Annotated in this window: 17 protein-coding genes and 1 pseudogene; 7 read left to right on the top strand and 11 right to left on the bottom strand. The window is 63.2% G+C overall.

The window, feature by feature from the left end:
* Positions 1-2 precede the first annotated feature (2 nt).
* From ACQR1Y_RS03655 to ACQR1Y_RS03635, 5 genes are all read right to left on the bottom strand, one after another.
* Positions 3-839, bottom strand: a complete 837-nt coding sequence (locus ACQR1Y_RS03655) for a branched-chain amino acid ABC transporter permease (protein WP_434875386.1) — start codon at positions 837-839, stop codon at positions 3-5.
* 77 nt (positions 840-916) lie between these two features.
* On the bottom strand, positions 917-2,077 hold the full coding sequence (locus ACQR1Y_RS03650; RefSeq protein WP_434875387.1) for a substrate-binding protein: 1,161 nt from the start codon (positions 2,075-2,077) through the stop codon (positions 917-919).
* 43 nt (positions 2,078-2,120) lie between these two features.
* Positions 2,121-2,996 (bottom strand): nitrilase family protein, encoded by an 876-nt coding sequence (locus tag ACQR1Y_RS03645; RefSeq protein WP_434875388.1) that lies wholly within the window; start codon positions 2,994-2,996, stop codon positions 2,121-2,123.
* A gap of 240 nt (positions 2,997-3,236) precedes the next feature.
* On the bottom strand, positions 3,237-3,860 hold the full coding sequence (locus ACQR1Y_RS03640; RefSeq protein ID WP_011925683.1) for an ANTAR domain-containing response regulator: 624 nt from the start codon (positions 3,858-3,860) through the stop codon (positions 3,237-3,239).
* A gap of 14 nt (positions 3,861-3,874) precedes the next feature.
* On the bottom strand, positions 3,875-5,050 hold the full coding sequence (locus ACQR1Y_RS03635) for a transporter substrate-binding domain-containing protein (RefSeq protein ID WP_006613891.1): 1,176 nt from the start codon (positions 5,048-5,050) through the stop codon (positions 3,875-3,877).
* A gap of 1,021 nt (positions 5,051-6,071) precedes the next feature.
* On the opposite strand from ACQR1Y_RS03635, the gene ACQR1Y_RS03630 reads away from it, so the two are divergent.
* Positions 6,072-7,151 carry an AI-2E family transporter gene (locus ACQR1Y_RS03630; RefSeq protein WP_434875389.1) on the top strand — a complete coding sequence of 360 codons (1,080 nt, stop codon included), beginning with the start codon at positions 6,072-6,074 and terminating at the stop codon, positions 7,149-7,151.
* A gap of 481 nt (positions 7,152-7,632) precedes the next feature.
* On the opposite strand, the gene ACQR1Y_RS03625 is transcribed toward ACQR1Y_RS03630, so the two are convergent.
* Together ACQR1Y_RS03625 and ilvD are read right to left on the bottom strand one after the other, a co-directional pair.
* Positions 7,633-8,598 carry an amidohydrolase family protein gene (locus ACQR1Y_RS03625; RefSeq protein ID WP_434875390.1) on the bottom strand — a complete coding sequence of 322 codons (966 nt, stop codon included), beginning with the start codon at positions 8,596-8,598 and terminating at the stop codon, positions 7,633-7,635.
* Between the two features lie 352 nt (positions 8,599-8,950).
* Positions 8,951-10,792: a dihydroxy-acid dehydratase gene (ilvD, locus tag ACQR1Y_RS03620; RefSeq protein ID WP_434875391.1), complete on the bottom strand. Its 1,842-nt coding sequence runs from the start codon at positions 10,790-10,792 to the stop codon at positions 8,951-8,953.
* Positions 10,793-11,127: 335 nt separating this feature from the next.
* Here ilvD and ACQR1Y_RS03615 point away from each other — a divergent pair, with 335 nt between their 5' ends.
* Positions 11,128-11,484: a copper resistance CopC family protein gene (locus tag ACQR1Y_RS03615; protein WP_434875392.1), complete on the top strand. Its 357-nt coding sequence runs from the start codon at positions 11,128-11,130 to the stop codon at positions 11,482-11,484.
* A 16-nt stretch (positions 11,485-11,500) separates the two neighbouring features.
* A complete protein-coding gene (locus tag ACQR1Y_RS03610; RefSeq protein WP_434875393.1) occupies positions 11,501-13,159 on the top strand; it encodes a copper resistance D family protein in 1,659 nt (552 codons plus the stop codon).
* A 207-nt stretch (positions 13,160-13,366) separates the two neighbouring features.
* Here the strand turns inward: ACQR1Y_RS03610 and ACQR1Y_RS03605 are convergent, their stop codons facing one another.
* The 3 genes from ACQR1Y_RS03605 to ACQR1Y_RS03595 are packed head-to-tail and all read right to left on the bottom strand — an operon-like array spanning position 13,367 to position 17,852.
* Entirely contained in the window at positions 13,367-13,750 is a 384-nt protein-coding gene (locus tag ACQR1Y_RS03605; RefSeq protein ID WP_434875394.1) for a hypothetical protein, read from the bottom strand.
* Positions 13,747-14,658 (bottom strand): hypothetical protein, encoded by a 912-nt coding sequence (locus ACQR1Y_RS03600; protein WP_434875395.1) that lies wholly within the window; start codon positions 14,656-14,658, stop codon positions 13,747-13,749. Before ACQR1Y_RS03600 ends, ACQR1Y_RS03605 begins: the two co-directional genes overlap by 4 nt.
* Positions 14,655-17,852, bottom strand: a complete 3,198-nt coding sequence (locus tag ACQR1Y_RS03595; protein ID WP_434875396.1) for a hypothetical protein — start codon at positions 17,850-17,852, stop codon at positions 14,655-14,657. Before ACQR1Y_RS03595 ends, ACQR1Y_RS03600 begins: the two co-directional genes overlap by 4 nt.
* Before the next feature lie 219 nt (positions 17,853-18,071).
* Between ACQR1Y_RS03595 and ACQR1Y_RS03590 the strand changes: the two are divergent.
* Positions 18,072-18,908: pseudogene (locus ACQR1Y_RS03590) on the top strand (copper resistance D family protein); the annotation flags it as partial.
* Positions 18,909-18,914: 6 nt separating this feature from the next.
* On the opposite strand, the gene ACQR1Y_RS03585 reads toward ACQR1Y_RS03590, so the two are convergent.
* The gene (locus ACQR1Y_RS03585) at positions 18,915-19,556 is read right to left on the bottom strand and encodes a cupin domain-containing protein (RefSeq protein ID WP_434875397.1); all 642 of its coding nucleotides are present in this window, start codon (positions 19,554-19,556) and stop codon (positions 18,915-18,917) included.
* Between the two features lie 181 nt (positions 19,557-19,737).
* Here ACQR1Y_RS03585 and ACQR1Y_RS03580 point away from each other — a divergent pair, with 181 nt between their 5' ends.
* The 3 genes from ACQR1Y_RS03580 to ACQR1Y_RS03570 are packed head-to-tail and all read left to right on the top strand — an operon-like array spanning position 19,738 to position 21,885.
* A complete protein-coding gene (locus ACQR1Y_RS03580; RefSeq protein WP_434875398.1) occupies positions 19,738-20,496 on the top strand; it encodes an ABC transporter substrate-binding protein in 759 nt (252 codons plus the stop codon).
* 7 nt (positions 20,497-20,503) lie between these two features.
* A complete protein-coding gene (locus tag ACQR1Y_RS03575) occupies positions 20,504-21,157 on the top strand; it encodes an amino acid ABC transporter permease (RefSeq protein ID WP_434858426.1) in 654 nt (217 codons plus the stop codon).
* Positions 21,154-21,885, top strand: a complete 732-nt coding sequence (locus ACQR1Y_RS03570; RefSeq protein ID WP_434875399.1) for an amino acid ABC transporter ATP-binding protein — start codon at positions 21,154-21,156, stop codon at positions 21,883-21,885. The genes ACQR1Y_RS03575 and ACQR1Y_RS03570 overlap by 4 nt, the downstream gene beginning before the upstream one ends.
* The last annotated feature ends 10 nt before the right edge of the window (positions 21,886-21,895 follow it).

The raw sequence follows: 21,895 nt of genomic DNA, 5'->3' as shown, positions 1-21,895 counted from the left end.
CGTCAGGCACGGGCAAAACCCTCCGGCCGGATCCGCAGCACAATGGCGGCGCAGATCGCAATGGTGAGACCGCCGAGGATCGGATTGACGAAGGTCGAGACCAGCACTTGCAGGGTCCCGAGCACCGCGCAGGAGCCGGCCAGCGCCAGCAGCGAGCCGCCGGACACCATGACCAGCATGAAGGCGCCGATCAGCCAGGGCACGCCCATGTTCGGATCGACGCTGGACAGCGGCGTGATCAGCGCGCCGGACAGCGCGGCGAGCCCGCTGCCGAGCGCGAAGGTGATCAGCCGGACGCGCGAGGAATCGACGCCGAGTCCCTGCGCCAGCATCTCGTTCATGATCACGGCCTTAGTCGATAGGCCCAGCCGTGTGCCGTTGAGCAGGGCAGTAAAGAGCAAACCGACGACGATGGCCGCGACGATCATGACTAGCCGGTAGGCGGAATAATCGGCGCCGAACAGATGCACCGTGCCCGAGATCGGCGCCTGCACGAACTGGACCTCGCGGCCGAACGTCAGGGTGATGAGCTGTCCCAGCACGATGCCGAGGCCCCAGGTGGCGAGGATCGCATCCAGGGGACGCTTGTAGAGACGGCGGACAATCACGATCTCGGTGACGCCGCCGCAGATCGCACCAGCGATGAAGGCCAGCGGCAGGACCAGGAACCAAGGCAGGCCCAGTTGCGCGCCGACGAGGGCCGAGTAGGCGCCGACGGTGAGGAAGGCGGCGTGGGCGAAGTTGATGATCTTCATCACGCCGAACACGATCAGGAGACCGGCGGCGATGATGAAGAGCATGGCGGCCGTCGTGACGGCATCGAGGGCGACGGTCAGCATGGTGACTTCCACATGAGAGAAGCGGGGCGGGCCTTAAGTCCGCCCCGCGGGATCATACGCGATCCGGATTGGATCGGTCAGGACTTGCCCGGGCACTGCGCGCCCGGATCGACGTCCTTGAAGCTCTGGATGACCTTGACGCTGCCGTCGGCCTGGACCTGACCGAGATACATGGTCAGCGGCGCATGGCGCTGCTTGTCCATCTTGATCGTGCCGCGGGGGCCGTCGACCGAAACCTCGGCGAGCGCCTTCAGCACCTTGTCCTGGTCGGTGCTGCCGGCCTTCTCGACCGCCGCCTTGTAGGCGTAGACGGCCTCGTATTGCGGGACCGACAGATCGTTCGGGGTCTTCAGCTCGCCGCCGAACTTCTTGGCCATTGAGGCCAGGAAGGTCTTGTTGGCCGGCGTATCGATGCCGGTGACGTAAGACGCCGACAGGAAGATGCCGGCCGCGTCCGCCCCCATGCCCTTGGCGGTGCCCTCGTCGACGGCGAGGTTGCCGTAGGGCAGGTTCACGCCGGCGGCGCGGAGCTGCTTGGTCAAGGTGACGTTCGGCGCGCCGCCTGCCGTCGAGGTGATCAGCGCGTCGGCGCCGGAGGCCTTGAGCTTGGAGATAATCGAGGTCCAGTCGGAGCCATCCATCGGCAGGTATTCTTCGCCAACGACCTTTCCGCCCGTCTTCTCGATGTACATCTTCGTGAATGCGAGCATGCCGCGGCCGAAGGCGTAGTCGGAGCCGATCAGGAAGTAGTTCTTCGCCTTCTTCTCCTTGTTGAAGTAGTCGACGATCGGCGGCACCTGCTGGTCCGGCACCCAGGCATTGACGTAGAGATAGGGGCTGCAGGACTTGCCCTCGTAGAACGAGGTGTAGATGTAGGGCGTCTTGCCGCGGGCGACGATCGGCAGGCCGGCGTTGCGGGCGGCGCTGGTTTCCATCGAGATCAGCACGTTGACCTTCTTCTGGAAGATCAAGGCGTCGAACGCCTTCTGCGCGCCGGCCGCGCCGGAGGCGTCGTCGGCGACCTCCAGCTCCAGCTTGCGGCCGAGCACGCCGCCCTTGGCGTTGATCTCCTCCACCGCGAGCTCGGCGGACTGCACGACAGATGGCGCGACCACGGAGTTGGCGCCGGACAGGCCGACGGGCACGCCGATCTTGATTGGATCGGCGGCCAGGGCAGGAGAGAGCGCTGTTGCCGCAAGGGCGAGTGCCAGCGAGGTAGTCAGAAAACGCGATGTCATCGATTGTCCTCCGTGAATGGTCGAAACAGAAATTATGAACTTGTCAGTACCAGCCGCGCTTCACCTCGCTGCCGAGCATCTCGTCGTAGACGTCGGAGCGGCGGTCGCGCAGGACCTGGTTGAAGGCGTTCCAGTTGCGGGCGCGGCGGGCCTCGCCGAGCGCCACGTCGGCGATCACGATCTCCTCCTTGTCGCGGCTCGCGGGGCCCGCGACCGGCCAGCCGGTGTAGCTGACGATCAGGCTCTGGCCTTCGAACGGCTGGCCGCGCTCGACGCCGACGCGGTCGGCGCAGGCGATGAAGATCGAGTTGGAATGTGCGGCCGCCATTGCCAGGATGTTGGCCATGGCCTCGCGGCCCTCGGCCTGGCCGGGGATCGGCACCCAGTTGGTCGGCACGCAGACGATGTCGGCGCCCTGCAGCGCGTTGAGGCGATAGCTCTCCGGGAACCAGCCGTCGTAGCAGATCGCCATGCCGATACGGCCGATCTCGGTGTGGTAGACGGGGAAGCCGAGATTGCCGGGCTCGAAATACAGGTTCTCCTCGTTCCACAGGTGCACCTTGCGGAACGTGCCGATGTAGCCCTTCGGCCCGATCAGCACCGCGCTGTTGTAGAGCTTGGTCCCCTCGCGCTCGCAAATGCCGGCGACCAGATGCAGGCCGTGCTTCGCCGCGATCTCGCTCCAGGCGGTCACGGCGAGGCCGCCCGGAATGGTCTCGGAGGCGGCGAAGGCCTCCTCGCGGGATTTGAACACATAGCCGGAGGAGGCGAGTTCGGGGAGCACCACGAGCTTGGCGCCTTGCGCCACCGCCTGTTTGATCAGGTCGAGGCTGTGGGCGCGGTTGGTGGCCAACTCGCCGACCATCGGCTGCATCTGGATGCAGGCGATCCGCAGTTTGCTGTCGTCATCCGTCGTCAAGGCACGAGTCTCCGTTGCGTTCGCGAGGATCGCGCGCGCCAAACAAAAAGCCCCCGACTGCGCCTTGCGGCGCAATACGAGGGCTGCATAGCCTGATGTGAAATGGCCGACCGGCCATTGGCGGACATCCGATGTCCACGCTGGCCGCAAGTAACTCAAATGCGCGAAGCGAAGTCAACGCCGTCGCTTGCAAAAATTTGAGGCCGCCGCTGCCCAACCCGTGGGCGCGACAATTGGCCCTCAGCGCGACACCGGCGCATCCAGCACCCCCAATCCGCCCAAGGTCTCCTGCGCATTGATGATCGAGATCGCGATGTCGGCCATCGCGACGCGCTTCTGCGTCGCCTGCGCGCGGATCAGCTCATAGGCCTCGACCTCGCCGACCTGCTTCAATCCCATCAGGATCTTCACCGCCTTGTCGACGTCGCGCCGCGCCTTCAACGTCTCCTCGAGCTTCTGCACCTTGCCTTCGAGCCGGCGCGTGTAGCCGCGCAGCGAGCGCGCCAGCACGAGCGAAGAGAGAATACCGAACGAGCGGATCGGCTTGTTGACGACGCCATGCGCATTGCTGTCGAGCAGGCGCTTCAGGATCGTCGGATTCTCGTAGTCGACGATGGCGATGAAGGTGAGCGGATGCTCGGTCGTGCCCTCGGGGAAGATCATCTCCTCGGAGGTCTCGATCAGCTGGAACACCGTGTCGATGTCGTGCGGGATCGCGGCCGGCGGCGGCCAGACGCCGCGCACGTTGCAGCCGATCCGCTTGAGCTGATCGATCAGCGCGTCGCCCTCGGCGTCGCGCGGATGGATCACCAGCACGCGGGCGCCGCGCAGCTCCTCGATCAGGCGGCGCACGCCGGGCTTCATGCGGTCATCCGGCCTCATGCTGACAGCGCCTCTTCGCTCAGCCAGCGGCCGCCGATCGGCGACACCGACAGATACGGATCCGGCTTGATCGGACTCTTGCTCTCCCAGACGATGTCGAACTGGCCGTCGGCGCGGACGCGGCCGATCCGCGGCGTGGTCCAGACGTGATTGTTGTCGGGATCGATCCGGATCGGTCCCTCCGGCGCCTCGAGGCTGAGGCCGAGCGCGGCCTCCACCAGCCTCTGCGTGTCGAGGCTGCCGGCCTGTTCGAGCGCGCGCGCGAACAGCTTGATCTGCGCATAGGCCGAGGCGCTCCACATGCTGACCGGCGTGTCGGCGCCGAAGGTGGCCGCGAAGGCCGCCTTGAAGCGGTCGTTGCTGTCGCGCGCCAGCGTGCCGAAATAGCTCGCGGCTGTCAGATGGCCCGCGCAATATTCGGCGCCGATGGCGCGCACCTCGCCTTCGGCCATGGTGAGGCTCGCGATCGGCAGCCGCTTCGGATCGAAGCCGGCCTGTGCATACATCCGGTAGAAACGCTGCGCGGTGCGGCCGACGATGGTCGAAAACACGACGTCGGGCGCGGCGTCCCTGATGGCATCGAGGCCGCGCGTCAGCTCGGCATCGGTGGCTTCCATCGTCACATACTGCTCGCCGACCACGCGGCCGGCATAGGACTCGACGAGGTCGCGCATGATGCGGTTGGATTCGCGCGGATAGATGTAGTCGGAGCCGATCAGATAGACGCGCGGGCCATGCTTGCGCACGATGTATTCGGCGAGCTGGAACGCGTTCTGGTTCGGCGCCGGCCCGGTGTAGATGACATTCGGGGAGTATTCGAAGCCTTCGTAGAGCGAGGGATACCACAGCAGGCCGTTGCGGCGCTCGATCGCCGGCAGCACCGCCTTGCGTTCCGCCGATGTCGAGCAGCCGAAGATGACGGAGGCGCCGTCCTCGGTCAACAGGCGGTCGGCGAGCTTGCGGAAGGTCTCCGGCTGCGAGCCCGGATCATAGGCGATGACCTCGATCTCGCGGCCGAGCACGCCGCCTTCGGTGTTGATCTCCTGGATCGCGAGCGCGGTGCCGAAGAAGTGCTCGGACTCCGTGACCTGCATCAGGCCGCTGCGCGAGAACAGCACGCCGACGCGCCAGACATCCTTGTCGGATGATTTTGCGGCCGGTCTCGTCGTCATCATCATGCCTCCAGGTCGACGGGCCGGCGCGGCCGGCTCGGAAAGCGCGGACTATTGCCACTCGGCGCGCGGTTGGCAACGGGGGCCGCAGGCGAGGTTCCGTCTCGGGACAAGCTCCAGCATCGCCGCGACGCAGGGAGCGTCCGGATCATGCATCAGGCAGGCCCCCGAAATGATGAGGGCGCAGGGAATGCCGGGCGCTGGCCGCACCCATGGCCCGCCTGCAGACAAAAAAGCAGGCGGCAGTCACCACAGGTCAGCCGAGACATCCCGGCATTCCCTGCGCGGTGGGCTTCACGCTTATACGCGCTCTCCTCGGGGACCGGCTTGTTGACCCCGTCGGCCGCGGAGCTCGTCAGACCTCCGCATACCTTGGCCTCAGCACCGGGAGGCCAGGACCACGCGACTTCACGTACGCCAGGGCATCGCTCGTCCGCACATCACGCGCGCCGATGCCCCAACGTCCACCGCATTGCCGGCCCAACGTGTCGTGACGACGCGTACGCCCCTCATCCGGACCGGAACGCGGATGTTATACCCATGATTTGCTGATTTTCGGAAGTGATTTATTTTTCGCCGGGGCTCTTGAAACGGGCTTTGTGGTTGATCGCATGACCGAAACCAGCGTTTTGGTGCACGGCCGTGCCCCTTGTTCAGTCGTCATTCCGGGGCAGCCGCGCAGCGGCTGAGCCCGGAATCCATACTCACGAACTGCCATGCGGGGCGAAGTGGCTGTCACGCGCAGTTCGCTCCACCTCGGGCGGTCGTGGTTATGGATTCCGGGCTCGCGCTGCGCGCGCCCCGGAATGACGATGGGGGACGCTGTGTGTCCCCATGCTCAGGGTGATATGAGCAGCAAACGATCTTGGATGTCGCTGGCCGCGTCGCTTGATCCGCGACGAGATTGGAGCCCGATTGGCGCGTTCGTGCGTTGACGTTAAGAATGCGGCGATGTCCGGCTCACGAGCCTCCCTGAAACCTGGGCGCGTGAACGGAAGTCGCGACCAGACGAAAGATTGACATGCGCAGTTTCGAAGACCGAGTTCTCCTGTTTCTGCTGGCTGTGATCACGCTCGCGCTCGGCTGGATCCTGCTGCCGTTCTACGGCGCGCTGCTGTGGGGCGTGGTCGGCGCGATCGTGTTCGCGCCGCTGCACCGCCGGCTGTCACAGTCGATGCATGGTCGTGACGGGCTGGCGGCGGCGATCGTCGTGCTGCTGGTCGTTCTGATCATCATCATTCCATTCTCGCTGGTCGCGGCGGCGCTGGCGCAGCAGGCGGCCGGCGTCTACGGGCAGGTGCAGGGCGGCCAGTTGGACGTCACGCAGTATTTCCAGAAGATGCTGGACGCGCTGCCCAGTTGGATCGTCGATCTGCTGAACCGCTTCGGGCTCGGCAGCCTGGCGGGGCTGAAGGACCGGCTGTCGGCGCTGCTGTTGCGAGGCAGCCAGGTGATCGCTGGCCAGGCACTCAATATCGGGCAGGGCACGTTCGAGTTCTTCGTCAGCCTGTTTTTGATGCTGTATCTGCTGTTCTTCCTGCTGCGCGACGAGGAGACGTTGTCGCGGCGAATCGCGGACGCCATCCCGCTGCGTGACGAGCAACGCGACGCGCTGCTTTCGAAATTCATCATCGTGATCCGCGCGACGGTGAAGGGCAATCTGGTCGTCGCGCTGGCGCAGGGCGCGCTCGGCGGCCTGATCTTCTGGTTCCTCGGCATCACCGCGCCGCTCCTGTGGGCCGTGGTGATGGCGTTCATGTCGCTGCTGCCGGCGGTGGGCGCGGGCATCGTGTGGTTTCCCGTCGCGCTGTATCTCTTGGCGACCGGCTCAATCTGGCACGGCGTGATCCTGATCGCCTATGGCGCGCTGGTGATCGGCCTCGTCGACAATCTGCTGCGCCCGATTCTGGTCGGGCAGGATACCAAGATGCCGGACTACGTGGTGCTGCTGTCGACGCTCGGCGGCATCGAGGTGTTCGGGCTGAACGGCTTCATCATCGGCCCGGTGATCGCGGCGATGTTCATCGCGATATGGGACATGTTCACGGTGGTGCGCAGCGAGAATCGCGCGGTGGCTGATGTGACACGTCCGGCGGACTAGCGCAGCGTCATACGCTGTTGCGAGCCAAGCTCGTCGTCACGCAAACGGTCGTCATTCCGGGGCGGCCGCGTGAGCGGCTGAGCCCGGAATCCATAACCACGAATGGTCATCGTTGTGCGAGCTTTGGCCACATTCATCGCGCTTCGATCGAGACAGTTGTGGTTATGGATTCCGGGCTCGCGCTACGCGCGCCCCGGAATGACGAAAGGTGTGTAGCCCGGGCGAGCGAAGCGACCCCGGGTTCTCAAAGCACAGCGCGTGAGACCCCGCATGTCGCTGCGCTCATGCGGGCTGCGGCAAAGCATACGCGGCAAGAACGCGGTGTCATGCCCGCGCAGGCGGGCATCGAGTACGCCGCGACGTCTCGGGTTGATCAAGATCGTCCCGGCGTACTGGATCGTCCGCCTTCGCGGACGATGACGGCGGAGTTTGTAGTCCACCGCTTGCGCTCGCAATGACGGGCGTAAGGTCAGTGCACGGCTCAAAACCCGTAAAGCCTCGCCGGATTATCGACCAGGATCTTCTTCCGGATCGCCGCATCCGGTGCCCACACCGGGAGCTGGTTCATCAGGCGGCCGTCGTCGATCGGATAGAACGGCCTGACGTCGGTCACCTTCAGCTCCGGATGCGGCGAGGAATCCGGGTGCGGCCAGTCGGTGCCCCAGACGATGCGGTCGGAATTGGCGGCGATGAGGGCTTTCGCGAACGGGATGACGTCGGTGTAATCGGGGCCCTTCGTCGAGGCGCGGTAGGCGCCGGAGATCTTGACGTAGGCCTTGCCGCTGCGGACGAGCTCTACGAGGTCGGAGAAGCCGGGCTGCTCCAGGCCGAGCTCGGCCTGCGCGCCGCCGAAATGATCGAATACGGCGGGCACCGGTGATTGCATCACCAGGTCCTTGATCGCCGCGATCATCGGCGTGTTGGTGTAGAGCTGGACGTGCCAGCCGCGCGCCTTCATCCGCTCGACCGCGGCCTGGAAGCGGGCGCGGCCGACAGTGGGATCGTTGATGCCGCCGGTCGCGAGGTTGAGGCGGATGCCCCGGAAGCCGTCGGCATTCATCTGATCGAGCTGTGCCTCGGTGGTCTTGTCGTCGATGACGGCGACGCCGCGGGCGTCGTTGCCCCTGGCCTTCATGCCGTAGAGCGTCGACGAATTATCCGTGCCGTAGACGCTCGGCGTGACGATGACGACGCGCTGGATGTGCAGCGCCTTGTGCAGGGCGGCCATCTCTTCCGGCAGGGCCGGCTCGGGCGTGTAGACGCGGTTGGCCGCGAACGGGAATTTCTCGGGATCGCCGTGGATGTGGGTGTGGCAGTCGCAGGCCCCGGGCGGCACGTCGAAATCGACTGGTGTGGACGGCTGTGAGGGCTTGGCGCGCGCGGCTGTGGTGGTCATCGTCACTCCGGCGGCGAGCGAGGCGAGCAGCAGGCTGCGGCGGTTCAACATGGCGGTCCTTCCCCGGAGATCAGAGCGCGTGCGTAATGGTCGACGCGCCTTTGGACAGGAGGGTGAACCTGCTCGCGCGAGGGGGCAAGAGCGAAATAAGCGAGAGTTGCGAAGTCACCCGAAGTGTCGTCCGTGGCCCCTGGATCGCGTCGCTGCGCTCGCGATGACGGAGTGTGTGGAGGGCGCGGTGCTCGCCACACCCGTCATTGCGAGCGGAGGGAAGCAATCCAGGACTGGTTGACCAGAAGACGGTCTGAGTTGTGGCCCCGTCAGCAGCGTCTCGTCGAGATCAATCCGTTACGAGGCGAGGGCGGCAGCGCCGAGCCGTTCGGGCCGGCGCCGCCGCGTTCTCTCAGTCCTTTACGATGCGCACCGCACCCTTGGCGGCGCTGCTCGCGAAGGCGGCGTAGGCCTTCAGCGCGGTCGACACCTTGCGGGCGCGGGTCTTCGGCTTCCAGGCCTTGTCGCCCCGGGCTTCCATCGCGGCGCGGCGCTGCGCGAGCTCTTCATCCGACACCGCGAGATGAATCGTGCGGTTCGGAATGTCGATCTCGATGCGGTCGCCCTCCTGCACCAGGCCGATCATGCCGCCTTCTGCGGCCTCCGGCGAGACGTGGCCGATCGAGAGGCCCGAGGTGCCGCCGGAGAAGCGACCGTCGGTGATCAGCGCGCAGGCCTTGCCGAGGCCCTTCGATTTCAGGTAGCTGGTCGGATACAGCATCTCCTGCATGCCGGGGCCGCCGCGCGGGCCCTCATAGATGATGACGACGATGTCGCCTTCCTTGATCTTGTTGGTCAGGATCGCCTCGACCGCCGCGTCCTGGCTTTCCATGACGCGCGCGGGGCCGGAGAATTTCAGGATCGAGGCATCGACGCCCGCGGTCTTCACGATGCAGCCGTCGCGCGCGATGTTGCCGGTCAGCACGGCGAGGCCGCCATCCTTGGAATAGGCATGGTCGAGATCGCGGATGCAGCCCTTTTCGCGATCGAGATCGAGCTCCTGATAGCGGCGGTCCTGGCTGAAGGCGACCTGGGTCGGCACGCCGCCGGGGGCGGCCATGTAGAAGTTCTTCACGCTCTCGCTGGAGGTCTGGCGGATGTCCCAGCGCTCCAGCGCTGATGCCAGCGAGGCCGAATGCACGCTCGGCAATTCCGTGTGCAAGAGGCCGGCGCGAGCGAGCTCGCCGAGGATGCCCATCACGCCGCCGGCGCGATGCACGTCCTCCATGTGCACGTCGGCCACGGCGGGCGCGACCTTGCACAGGCAGGGCACCTTGCGCGACAGGCGGTCGATGTCGGTCATCGTGAACGGGATCTCGCCCTCATGCGCGGCGGCGAGCAGATGCAGCACGGTATTGGTCGAGCCGCCCATCGCGATGTCCATGCTCATCGCATTCTCGAAAGCCTTGAAGTTGGCGATCGAGCGCGGCAGCACGCTCGCGTCATCCTGCTCGTAGTAGCGGCGGGCGAGGTCGACGATCAGATGGCCGGCCTCGACGAACAGGCCGCGGCGGTCGGCATGCGTCGCCAGCACCGAGCCGTTGCCGGGCAGCGACAGGCCGAGCGCCTCGGTCAGGCAGTTCATCGAATTCGCGGTGAACATGCCGGAGCAGGAGCCGCAGGTCGGACAGGCCGAGCGCTCCATCACCTCGACATCGGCGTCCGACACCTTGTCGTCGGCAGCCACGATCATCGCGTCGATCAAATCGACCTTGCGCAGCTTACCCTGGATGTTGACCTTGCCGGCCTCCATCGGCCCGCCGGAGACGAACACCGCGGGGATGTTGAGCCGCATCGCGGCCATCAGCATGCCGGGGGTGATCTTGTCGCAATTGGAGATGCACACCATGGCGTCGGCGCAATGCGCGTTGACCATGTATTCGGTGCTGTCGGCGATCAGCTCGCGCGACGGCAGGCTGTAGAGCATGCCGTCATGGCCCATCGCGATGCCGTCGTCGACGGCGATGGTGTTGAACTCCTTGGCGACGCCGCCGGCCTTCTCGATCTCGCGCGCGACCAGCTGGCCGAGATCCTTGAGGTGCACGTGGCCCGGCACGAACTGGGTGAAAGAGTTGACCACGGCGATGATCGGCTTGCCGAAATCCTCGTTAGTCATGCCGGTGGCGCGCCACAGGCCGCGGGCGCCGGCCATGTTGCGGCCATGGGTGGAGGTGCGGGAGCGATAGGCGGGCATGACGGGTTCCTTCGGCGTTCCTCGGATCAGGGCAATCTTGGTCCGGCGGGCAGGACGACTGGCCGCGACGGCCGGACGGGCGGCAATGATGGGGCGAGGCATACAGCGAAGTCCTTGACGATTCGACCCTAAATTTCGCCGCAGCGGGAATGCGGGACGGGCAGGGCAGGCGTCGGCCGGTGCGCGCCAAACTGGCTGTCCACAGCTCCGCTCACGGCATTGTGGTGAGGTATGGAACGGGCGGCTGCCATAGATTAGAACGGAATCGTTCTTTTCTCCGGGCGCAGCTCTTGCTTGCGGGACGCTGTGCATCCTCAGATGTCGGCAATCATCCCATGCTCGCCCTGCGACTTCGCCTCGTGCTGCCCCTGGCCGTCCTCGCCTTGCCCGCCACAGCCTCCGCCCACGCCATCATCGTCTCGTCGCAGCCCGCCTCGGGCGCGACCATCGACAAGGAGGCGCTCGCGATCCGGCTGCGCTTCAACAGCCGCATCGATCACGCGAGGTCGCGGTTGAAGCTGAAGGCGCCCGATGGTGCCGAGCAGGCCTTGACCCCTGCGGCGGACGCGCCAGCCGACGAGATCGATGCGCAGGCGAGGGCGCTCAGCCCCGGCGCCTGGCACCTGCAATGGCAGGTGCTCAGCGTCGACGGCCACATCACCCGCGGCGACATTCCGTTCACCGTGCGCTAGCCATCGTCCTGCAGTCATGGCGCTGTTCCTCGACATCTTCGGCTATCTCTCGGTGGTGCTGCGCGGGCTGACGCTGCTGGCGCAGTCGTTCACCATCGGCGGGATCGCGTTCCAGCTCCTGCTGCTGCGGCCGATGCAGGACAAGCTGTCGGCCGATGCGCTGGTGGTCGGCAAGCGGGCGCAGCGGTTCTTGCGCCGCAGCGCCTATGGCTGGTTCGCCGTGGTCGCCCTCTCGCTGGCCGTCAACATGGCGGCGCTGATCGGCACGCTCGATCTGTCGCTGCGCGAGGCCATCGGCGCGGACTTCGCGCGCTCGGGCGTCGTGGTCGCCGCCTGCGCGCTCGGCATCGCCGCGCTGGCGCGGACCGGCACCTGGGTGACGTGGCGCGCCGCGGCGCTGGTTGCGCTGATGGGGCTGGCGCTGGCGATGCAGCTCAACCTGACGCATGCGGCGAGCCGGCTCGACGTGCGCTGGCCGCTGCTCGCGGCGGATTTCCTGCACATGCTCGGCGCCGGCGTGTGGATCGGCGGCCTGCCGTATTTCCTGCTCGCGCTGAACGGCTGCACGGCGGAGGACGACCAGCGCCGCATCGGCCGGCGCTACTCGCTGATGTCGATGGCCTCGGTGGCGGCGATCGTGCTCGGCGGCACCATCATGGCAATCGCCTATCTCGGCTCGTTCGAGGCGATCTACGGCACGGCCTATGGCGTGATGACCTCGGCCAAGGTCGCGATGCTCGTGATGCTGCTCGCGCTCGGCGCCGCCAACTTCTTCGCCGTCGAGCGGCTGCGCCGTGGCGATCCCGCAGCCCCCTTGATGCGGATGAAACGCTTCGTCGAGGTCGAGCTCGGCATCGGGCTGACGGTGCTCTTGACCGCGGGCTCGCTGACCTCGCTGCCGCCCGGGGTCGATCTCAGCCAGGACCGGCTGAGCTTCGCGGAGATCGTCGAGCGCGCCGCGCCGCAATGGCCGCGGCTGACCAGCCCCTCGCTCGACCAGCTCACGATCTCCCAGCTCCAGGCCAAGATCGACGCCGCCGACGCCCAGCGCGTGACCGCGCCGCAGGCCTATGTGTCGGGCGAGGGCGTCATCCTGCCGCGCAGCGCAGCCGACATCGCCTGGTCGGAATACAACCACCATTGGGCCGGCATCTTCGTCGTGCTGATCGGTCTGCTCGCGCTGATCGAGCGGTTTTCCTGGGGGCGGTGGGCGCGGCACTGGCCGCTCTTGTTCCTGGTGATGGCGGCGTTTCTGTTCCTGCGCGCCGACGAGATGGCCTGGCCGCTCGGCCCGATCGGCTTCTGGGCGTCGTGGCGCGATCCCGAAGTGGCGCAGCACCGGCTGTTCGTGGTGCTGATCATCCTGTTCGGGCTGTTCGAATGGCACGTCCGGCTGCGCGGGCAGCAGGCGGGCCGCGCCGCGCTGGTGTTTCCGCTGACGGTCGCCGCCGGCGGCGCACTGCTGCTGACGCACTCGCACGCCATCGCCAACATCAAGGACCAGCTGCTGATCGAGATGAGCCACACGCCGCTGGCGCTCTGCGGCATCACCGCCGGCTGGGCGCGCTGGCTGGAGCTGCGGATGGACGGCCGCATCAGCCGCGCCGCCGCCTGGGTCTGGCCGGTGGCCTTCGTGCTGGTCGGGCTGATCCTGCTGGATTATCGCGAGGCGTGAGAGGGTGTACACCAATTGACTCTGGCTGAGTCAGCGTCCGCAACCATCGCTAGGATAAAGTGTGACTGCCAAAATGAGATCGCATTAGATTTGTTCTCCCAAGTGTACTCGCTTTATGTTGTATCATCCAAGGCACCATCCTCAAGCTGCCACACAACCCTCGAGCTGCCCAAAAGGTCTGAAGGCGAATCGCGACGCTATACGCGTCTAGAGTTTGGCTGCTATTGTATTTGCTAGTTCGGTCAGCGCTTCCACGCTCAACTCGGGCGCAATTGCGAGTAGAAGGCCAACTCGGGCCATCTCTTCCGTGACTTGCCTTAACGCAGTTATGGTCCCGCCAACGGTCACGCCCGTCGCGGCAATCGTTGCGGTTAGTACTCTGGTATCTCCGTAATTCTTGAAAACCAAAAAGAGGAGAAGAGCAAAAACGAGTGCTCCAATCGAAAGCCTGATCCAGTATGCACGCTTGAGATTTCTGGCTAGTCCATCCAAGACCAGCATAAGGCGGTCTCGGTCGATTGTTCGACCTTCTCCGCTTAGTTTCCTTATGTCTGGAAATGCATTTGGAAGCGCCGTCTTCAACGTATTCATCGTCTCGTCTCTTCTCGCTCGTGTTGCAGGATGACGTCTGCCAGCCGATGTCGTGCTTCGACGTAGTCCCACCCTCGTGCGACGAGGTCGTAAGTAATCCGTAACGCAGCCATTCGACTAATAGGGTCTGTTTCGAGTTCGTTGGCTATGACGATACGATCTGGACGATATCGTTTTATTGCTGAGATAATTTGTGCGGACTGACAGTTTGAAAGATCGGCCACGCCGGTCCACAAATCTGAGACGACATTGCCAATGTCAATGGCTGAGTGCAGGCCGTCAGCCAGCTCCAGGCGATTGCCGGCTCTAAATGCTTCAGGCCACCAATCGTCAAGCGCAGCTCGGTTGAAATGATGAATAGTGCTGGCATCCATATGCCATTGTGCCCCGTCGGGGGGCGGCGTTAAAGCAGGAAGTCCCCTTAATCTCTTATCGATTAGTTCTGCCAAACGAGAGCGTCGAACCTCTTCGCTCCCTCTAAGTTTTTCTACCCAATGCGAAGGCATGCTTGTTCGAAAGTGTGTGGCAACATGGTCAGACGCTTCTAATAGCCGCTTGGTAACGATCGGCGTTGCCAACAAGATATCGTCCTTCGAAAATGCGGGGCCGCGCCAATGAGCTACTACAGTAACAATAGGGAATTCATTAAAAACATCGCGGGCAGATTCCAGTGTGGCGTCTTCCGTTACCCAGACTCCGAGATGTCTGGCCTCGGCCGCTAGACTGTTTGCTGCATTCGCGACGCTCTCAAATGTTCTTTCCCACAGCTCTGAAGCGTTGCCCCAAAGACGGCCTCGGCCAACGTAGTCAGCATAAGCGTTTCCTTCGAACGCATTCTGAATGGCGTCTAAGCTGCGAGGGAGGGCAAGCAGCAGGGCGCAATCCCGAATTGCAGGTGTGATTGTCATACATCTTTGCGACGAGAAGGGGGGATGATGCTATCAACGACGACGATATCGCGCCCCTCGCGGGACAGGTTAATCTCAATAGTTGACGCTCCGTTTTCACGTAGCATAATACTTTTATATCGCGTGAAAGCGTCTTCCAGATCGATGTTGGTCGAGCTTTTGAATGCTTTCAAGCTATCTGAGTTGAGTTTTAAGAGTTTTTCAACTTCAGGTTTATCTTTAAACCACGCTATTGCCCGAATGAATATCGATTGAGGCTTACTTTCGATGGTAACTGGAACCGTTACCTCAACAACATGCATATGGCCCGGATTTGATGAAACATCCACAAAGATGCTGTCTTCTTCCTTTGGAAATCTGATCTCTGCCTCTGACCACCTAGGCGTTGCCTTCAGCTCAGACGCAAAACTAGCCGGCTTGACGTGTATTCGCTCAGAGTCTCGGCCTATCCAGGACTTAATCCGGTCCACGGTGTTCTCGAATACTGTCCCTTCTGTCTTAGGCGATGGTTCGGTCCGTTTCAGAGCGCTATACATCAGTCGTCGTTGCGGGTCAGGTCCGTCGGCAAATCCGAAGAGGCTCCGCTCGCCGCCAAATGGCGGCTTTCCGCCAGCGCCAGCGACGCTCTCGCCGCGCCGGTAAAGAGATTCGATATGACGTACGACGTCCGCCTTGCCCGTTGAACTGAATATCACTTTTGGCTTCGCCACAGTCGGTGGTCCCAATGAGACGTCTCTTATCGTAGTTTCAAGTGCTTCATACATGCTGGTGACGTTCGGCGTCGCGATCGTTTTCGGTGGTGCTGGGTGGGGTCTAATTAAAACATAGCCAGATGGTGGCGATGGCGCGACGAGCACGTCAGGTCCCGTGCTCTGGATGATTGCGTCAAGCTCAGGCGTCGCTTTGGAGCTGCTTCCTTCAAGGCGAAACCCGATTTGTGTTGATTTCGCGTCTGGACCTGCGCCTCGAACAATCCGGTCCGTTCTAATCTGCAGTGCGTCAGCGATCGTGCGAATCGGCCGTGTTGCTACTCGTGAAGTCGCCAAATGTCTTTCAGCGGCTTGAATGCCTTTCGCCTGATTTTCGTCAATTAGACCAACCTCTCTGTCGAAGAGTCTGACAATATCGCTTTCTGCATCTTTGTCCGCTGGACTGATTCGTATTGTTCGCCCTTCTGCGTAACTACCTCCGCTCTTAACCTGACCCTTTCGAAGGGTTGGATCTACCACAACGCGAGTGGCTCGACCTCCGATATTGTGGCCGCCGACTAGCTCGCGTAAGTCCTCGCCAGATTTAGACAAAACGATAGAGGGCGTTTTGATCCAACCTGCTGGATTGTGTTCGAGTGCTTTGACGACCTGTCGTCGCACGGTTTCGGGTGAGCGCACTATCCGAATTCCAGTGTGAACTAAGGGGTCTAGCAAGCTTTTCAGTTCAGGGGCGGTATCTTCGCCTCGCGCCGTCGCGTTCGCCACCTGCTCCTTCCAATTAGGTCCGCCAAACTGTTCCAGGAGAACAGATGTTGTCTTGAAACGGGACCGTAGCTTCGCTAGTTCTTGCTGCACATCAGGTGGAGGTAACTTGTTCAGAAGATCTCTGACTGCTGCCGTGCCTCGATCAAGAAACTCGTCGTTGAGCCAAAGATCCTTTGTTGACGGACCTGTGTCGTTTTGAAGTGCACCGAGTGCTTCTTTGACGTTGCGCGATAGTATTTCCTCTACATTTGTCATGGTAGCCGAAGCGGGTGCATAGTCATGCGGACGGTTTGCTCGCATGTCAAAAGCACGAAACACTTGGAAAAGGCACGCGTACTGTAGAGCCCGCTCAAGGAGTGGATTGCGTAACGAACTAAAGTAAGAGTAGGCGTCGTCTTCGGCCTTCGAGAGCGTCGCCTTCGCACTCTCATTATTATCGATCGAGCCTTCCGGAAAATACGATACGGGAAGGCTGCCAGTATTTCGTGGTACGAACACATCAAGTCCATCAATGGACGAGACTAGACCAACGCCCGCTGTATTCCAGTTGTATGTCAGGCGCGTCGTCTTCAGACTCCGCAGGGCACCGGAGAATCCGAATGGATAGTAAGGGGGGAGGGGGTGGGGAAATCCTCTGTACGAAATATGTCCGCTCTCCGACCAGCTTTTTAGCATGTTGTCGGTAAAGTTAAGGAGGCTTCCAAACTCAGTATCGATGATACTATCGCTGAGTAGAATTGGGGCCCAGTCCCAGCCGAGTAGATCGCCCGCGTGCGCTAATAGCTTTCCAGCAAAAGGTCTTCTTCTCTCATAGCTTTGAGATAGCTGGAATGATCGTTCCGACGCCAAGAGAAAAACGGTCTCTAGTCGAAGTGGGGGCATGTCGACGCGAGATGTTGTGCGCTCACGCCCAATTAACGCGACCCTCCGATCACTTAGCTTGATTGCGCCGATAAATGCGTCGGTGTCGACAAAGAATTTGCGGAGGTCAGGAATGTAGTTGTTCAGTAAATCGCTTGTGCTACGAGGCATCAGAGCGACAACGAGTCCGGGTCTGTCGCTGTAGAATGTTCCGATTTCGTTTTTTGTCGCGAGCTCTTTCAGTGTTGCTGGCGTCCCTGTCAAGCTTGTCAGTTTTTGTGCCGCTGGTCCAAGGAGCCAACTTGCGAGCTCTTCCTTGCTAACCTCCAAAGGCGGTGGGGCCTGACCGCTAGGTCGAGTCAGATTGTCGATGTTCCTTATCTCTGCCTTGTAGGTGCTGCCGAAAGTCGCGGTGGCGAGCAGCGCGAGACTCTCTTGAAGTTGAGTTTTTGTTATCGCTTCCCTGGTATCGATGGAGATGATGAGATCCTCCACCCAGCCGTCAAATCCAAGTGTGCTTCTTCGCCTCTGAATTGCTTCGATCTTTTCTGACGGTATTGTCAAGAGAGCCCGGACAACAGAGTCTGCCCGATCGGCAGGTATGTGCGGGGGGGGCTCGGTCCATACTAGGATTGTTCGTCCGGTTTGCAAATTCTCACAGTGTGCGAGGCCCTGATCGTGAATTGGAAAGGTCTGTCTCACGCGCTGCCAAGCGCTGTCGACAGTGCATTCGTCGGCGGCAAGCAGCGGCGATATTGTGCAAGATAAGATGAGCCACGCAGCTAGAGAGCTGACAGTTAACTCCGTGAGCATGGCGCAAAATGAATGCTGATCTTGTTGTTTGTCACGAAAGATCATTTGCTGTCCCTCCGGGCGCAGCACCACAGTCATCCGGGCTAGCGGACGGTAATAGTAACCATTATGGCGAAAAAGATATGTCTCTATAGTACACCCATAAGTGGAAATGTCTACTGGAAACGGTTGGCCGATGAGCCGCGTCTACATATCAGAGTTCACTGTTGCGCAGCGCCGTTTTCACCTTAGTCGACGTTGGAGTCCTCCAAAATCGCGCGAGGCGAGGTCGAGCTCGGCATCGGGCTGACGGTGCTCTTGACCGCGGGCTCGCTGACCTCGCTGCCGCCCGGCATCGATCTCAGCCAGGACCGGCTGAGCTTCGCGGAGATCGTCGAGCGCGCCGCGCCGCAATGGCCGCGGCTGGCCAGCCCCTCGGTCGACCAGCTCACGGTCTCGCAGCTCCAGGCCAAGATCGATGCCGCCGATGCGCAGCGCGTGACCGCGCCGCAGGCCTATGTGCCGGGCGAGGGCGTGATCCTGCCGCGCAGCGCGGCCGACATCGCCTGGTCGGAATACAACCACCATTGGGCGGGGATCTTCGTCGTGCTGATCGGCGTGCTCGCGCTGGTCGAGCGCTTCTCCTGGGGGCGGTGGGCGCGGCACTGGCCGCTGCTGTTTCTGGTGATGGCGGCGTTCCTGTTCCTGCGTGCCGACGAGATGGCCTGGCCGCTCGGCCCGATCGGCTTCTGGGCGTCGTGGCGCGATCCGGAAGTGGCGCAGCACCGGCTGTTCGTGGTGCTGATCATCCTGTTCGGCCTGTTCGAATGGCGCGTCCGGTTGCGCGGACAGCAGGCGGGCCGCGCCGCGCTGGTGTTTCCGCTGACGGTCGCGGCCGGCGGCGCGCTGCTGATGACGCATTCGCACGCCATCGCCAACATCAAGGACCAGTTGCTGATCGAGATGAGCCACACGCCGCTGGCGCTCTGCGGCATCACCGCCGGCTGGGCGCGCTGGCTGGAGCTGCGGATGGACGGCAAGATCAGCCGCGCCGCCGCCTGGGTGTGGCCGGTGGCGTTCGTGCTGGTCGGGCTGATCCTGCTGGACTATCGCGAGGCGTGAGGCGCCTTACGTCACGCAGTTCACCCAGAGCACGACGGCCTTGGCGTCGTCGGCCGGATTGGAGAAGCGGTGCGGGCGGCGGCTGGCGAAGCGGAAGCTGTCGCCGGTCTTGAGCGACCACGTCTCGGCATCGACCGTGAGGATCATCTCGCCTTCGAGCACCAGGCCCGCTTCCTCGCCGTCATGGGTGTAGAGCTCGTCGCCGGTCGAGCCGCGGGGCTCCAGATGCACCAGGAACAGATTGAGCTTGGTGTCGGCGCCGCCCGCGCTGAGCAGCTGCTTGGACACGCCGGTGCGCCACAGCTTGAGCTCCGGCCGCTGCGCGCCGCGCGTGACCACGGCGTCGGACGCCGCATCGCCGCCCGGGGTGCCGCCGAACAGCGCGGCGATTCCGACGCCGAGCACGTCGGCGAGCGTCGCCAGTACGCGCAGCGACGGTGACGACAGGCCGCGCTCGATCTGGCTGAGGAAACCGATTGAGAGCTCCGTCTGCGCCGCGACGGTCTCAAGCGACAATTTCCGGTCGCGCCTGAGATCGCGGATGCGCCCGCCGACCGCGACGTCCATCGCCGGCTCGACCGCCGTCGCGGCCGTCTGCGACGGCGCCTTGCGCTTTCGCGAAGGTGCGGCTGCGCTGGGTTTGCGCAATCTCTTGCCTCCACTCACGTCAGACCGCTTCCTTCATTTGCATGAAAACCGCTTGCAACATCCGCCGAAGTATGCCCAAATTTTCATATTGGTGAAAATAGGCCGAAACCGCGCGGCCCGCAACGGCTGCCATTGCAACTGATGAGGCTCACTGCGGCCGGCCGGTCCGAAGGGGGATGTGATGCTGTTGAAGGGTTTTGTTCGGGCCGCCTGCGCGGCCCTGGTGTTGGCGGCGGTCGCGCCTGTCTCGGCGCAGCAGGTGCTGAAGGTCGGCTCGACCCCGACCGGCATTCCCTTCACTTTCCTCGACACCAAGACCAACCAGATCCAGGGCGTGATGGTCGATCTCATGACCGAGATCGGCAAGGACGCCGGCTTCAACGTGCAGATCGAGCCGATGCAGTTCTCGGCGCTGATCCCGTCCTTGACGTCCAGCAAGATCGACATCATCGCCGCCGCGATGTTCATCACCCCGCCGCGCAAGGAGGTGGTCGATTTCTCCGATCCGATCTACACCTATGGCGAGGGCCTGATCGTGCCCAAGGCCGACACCAAGGCCTACGCCTCGCAGGAGGATCTCAAGGGCGAGGTGGTCGGCGCACAGGTCGGCACGGCGTTCGTCGACGCGCTGAAGAAGTCCGGGCTGTTCTCCGAGGTCAAGGCCTACGACACCATTCCCGACATCCTGCGCGACGTGAACACCGGCCGCCTCAAGGCGGGCTTCGCCGACTATCCGATCCTGGCCTATAATCTCAAGCAGGGCGCTTTTCCCGACGCGCGGCTCGTCGCCAGCTACAAGCCGGTGACGGTCGGCTCGGTCGGCATCGCCGTGCGAAAGGGCGAGGCGGAGCTGCTCGGCAAGGTCAACGCCTCGCTGGCCAAGCTGAAGGCGAACGGGACGGTCGACAAGATTCTCGACAAATGGGGCCTGAAGGGCTGACCGGATCATGAATCGATTCTGGCACGATGCCGTCGAGTTCTTTCCGATCCTGCTCAACGGCGTGGTGCTGACGATCATCGTCACCCTGGGATCGCTGCTGCTCTCGACCGTGCTCGGGCTGGTCTGGGCGATGATGCGGGTGTCGGGCATCCGCGTGTTGTCCGGCCTGAGCGCGGCGCTGATCAATCTGATCCGCGGCATCCCGATCATCGTGCTGCTGTTCTATCTCTACTTCGTGATGCCAGACCTCGGCGTCACCCTGTCGGCGTTGCAGGCTGCCATTCTCGGCCTCGGCATCGCCTATTCGGCCTACCAGGCGGAGAACTTCCGCGCCGGCATCGAGGCGATCGACAAGGGGCAGATCGAGGCGGCGCAGTCGATCGGCATGGGCTGGTGGATGACGATGCGCCGCGTGGTGCTGCCGCAGGCGGTGCGCATCGTGCTGCCGCCCTATGGCAACGTCATGATCATGATGCTGAAGGATTCCTCGCAGGCCTCGACCATCACGGTCGCCGAGCTGGCGCTGCAGGGCAAGCTGATCGCGTCCTCGACGTTCAAGAACTCCAGTGTTTTCACGCTTGTGGCGCTGATGTATCTCACCATGAGCATCCCGCTGATCCTGCTGGTCCGACACTTCGAGAAGCGGGCGTCACGCCGATGATCGAGCTCGCCGACGTTCACAAGAGTTTCGGCAAGGTCGAGGTGCTCAAGGGCATCACGGCCTCGGTCGAGAAGGGCGAGGTGGTCTGCATCATCGGCCCGTCCGGCTCCGGCAAGTCGACCATCCTCCGCTGCATCAACGGGCTCGAAAGCTACGATCGCGGCACGATCAGCGTCGAGGGGCTGCGGGTCGATCGCGACGCGCGATCGATCGTGGCGATCCGCACCCAGGTCTCGATGGTGTTCCAGCGCTTCAACCTGTTCCCGCACCGGACCGCGCTGGACAATGTCATCGAGGGGCCGCTCTACGTGAAGAAGGAGCCGCGCGCAGCGGCGATGGAGCGTGGCCGAGCGCTGCTCGCCCAGGTCGGGCTCGCCGACAAGGCCGACATGCATCCGCCTCAGCTCTCCGGCGGCCAGCAGCAGCGCGTCGCCATCGCGCGCGCGCTCGCGATGCAGCCCAAGGCGATCCTGTTCGACGAGCCGACCTCGGCGCTCGATCCCGAGCTGGTCGGCGACGTGCTCGGCGTGATGCGCAAGCTCGCCGATGACGGCATGACCATGGTGGTCGTCACCCATGAGATCGGCTTTGCCCGCGAGGTCGCCGACCGCGTGCTGTTCATCGACGGCGGCGTCATCGTCGAGCAGGGCCCGGCGAAGGCGATGCTCAATCAACCGCAGCACCCGCGCACGCAGGATTTCCTGCGCCGCGTGCTGCATCCGCTGTGATCCAAGCGAG

The organism is Bradyrhizobium sp. HKCCYLRH3099 (assembly GCF_051167855.1).
In the GTDB taxonomy this organism is placed as follows: Bacteria; Pseudomonadota; Alphaproteobacteria; order Rhizobiales; family Xanthobacteraceae; genus Bradyrhizobium.
This window is presented reverse-complemented; position numbering and strand designations above follow the sequence as displayed.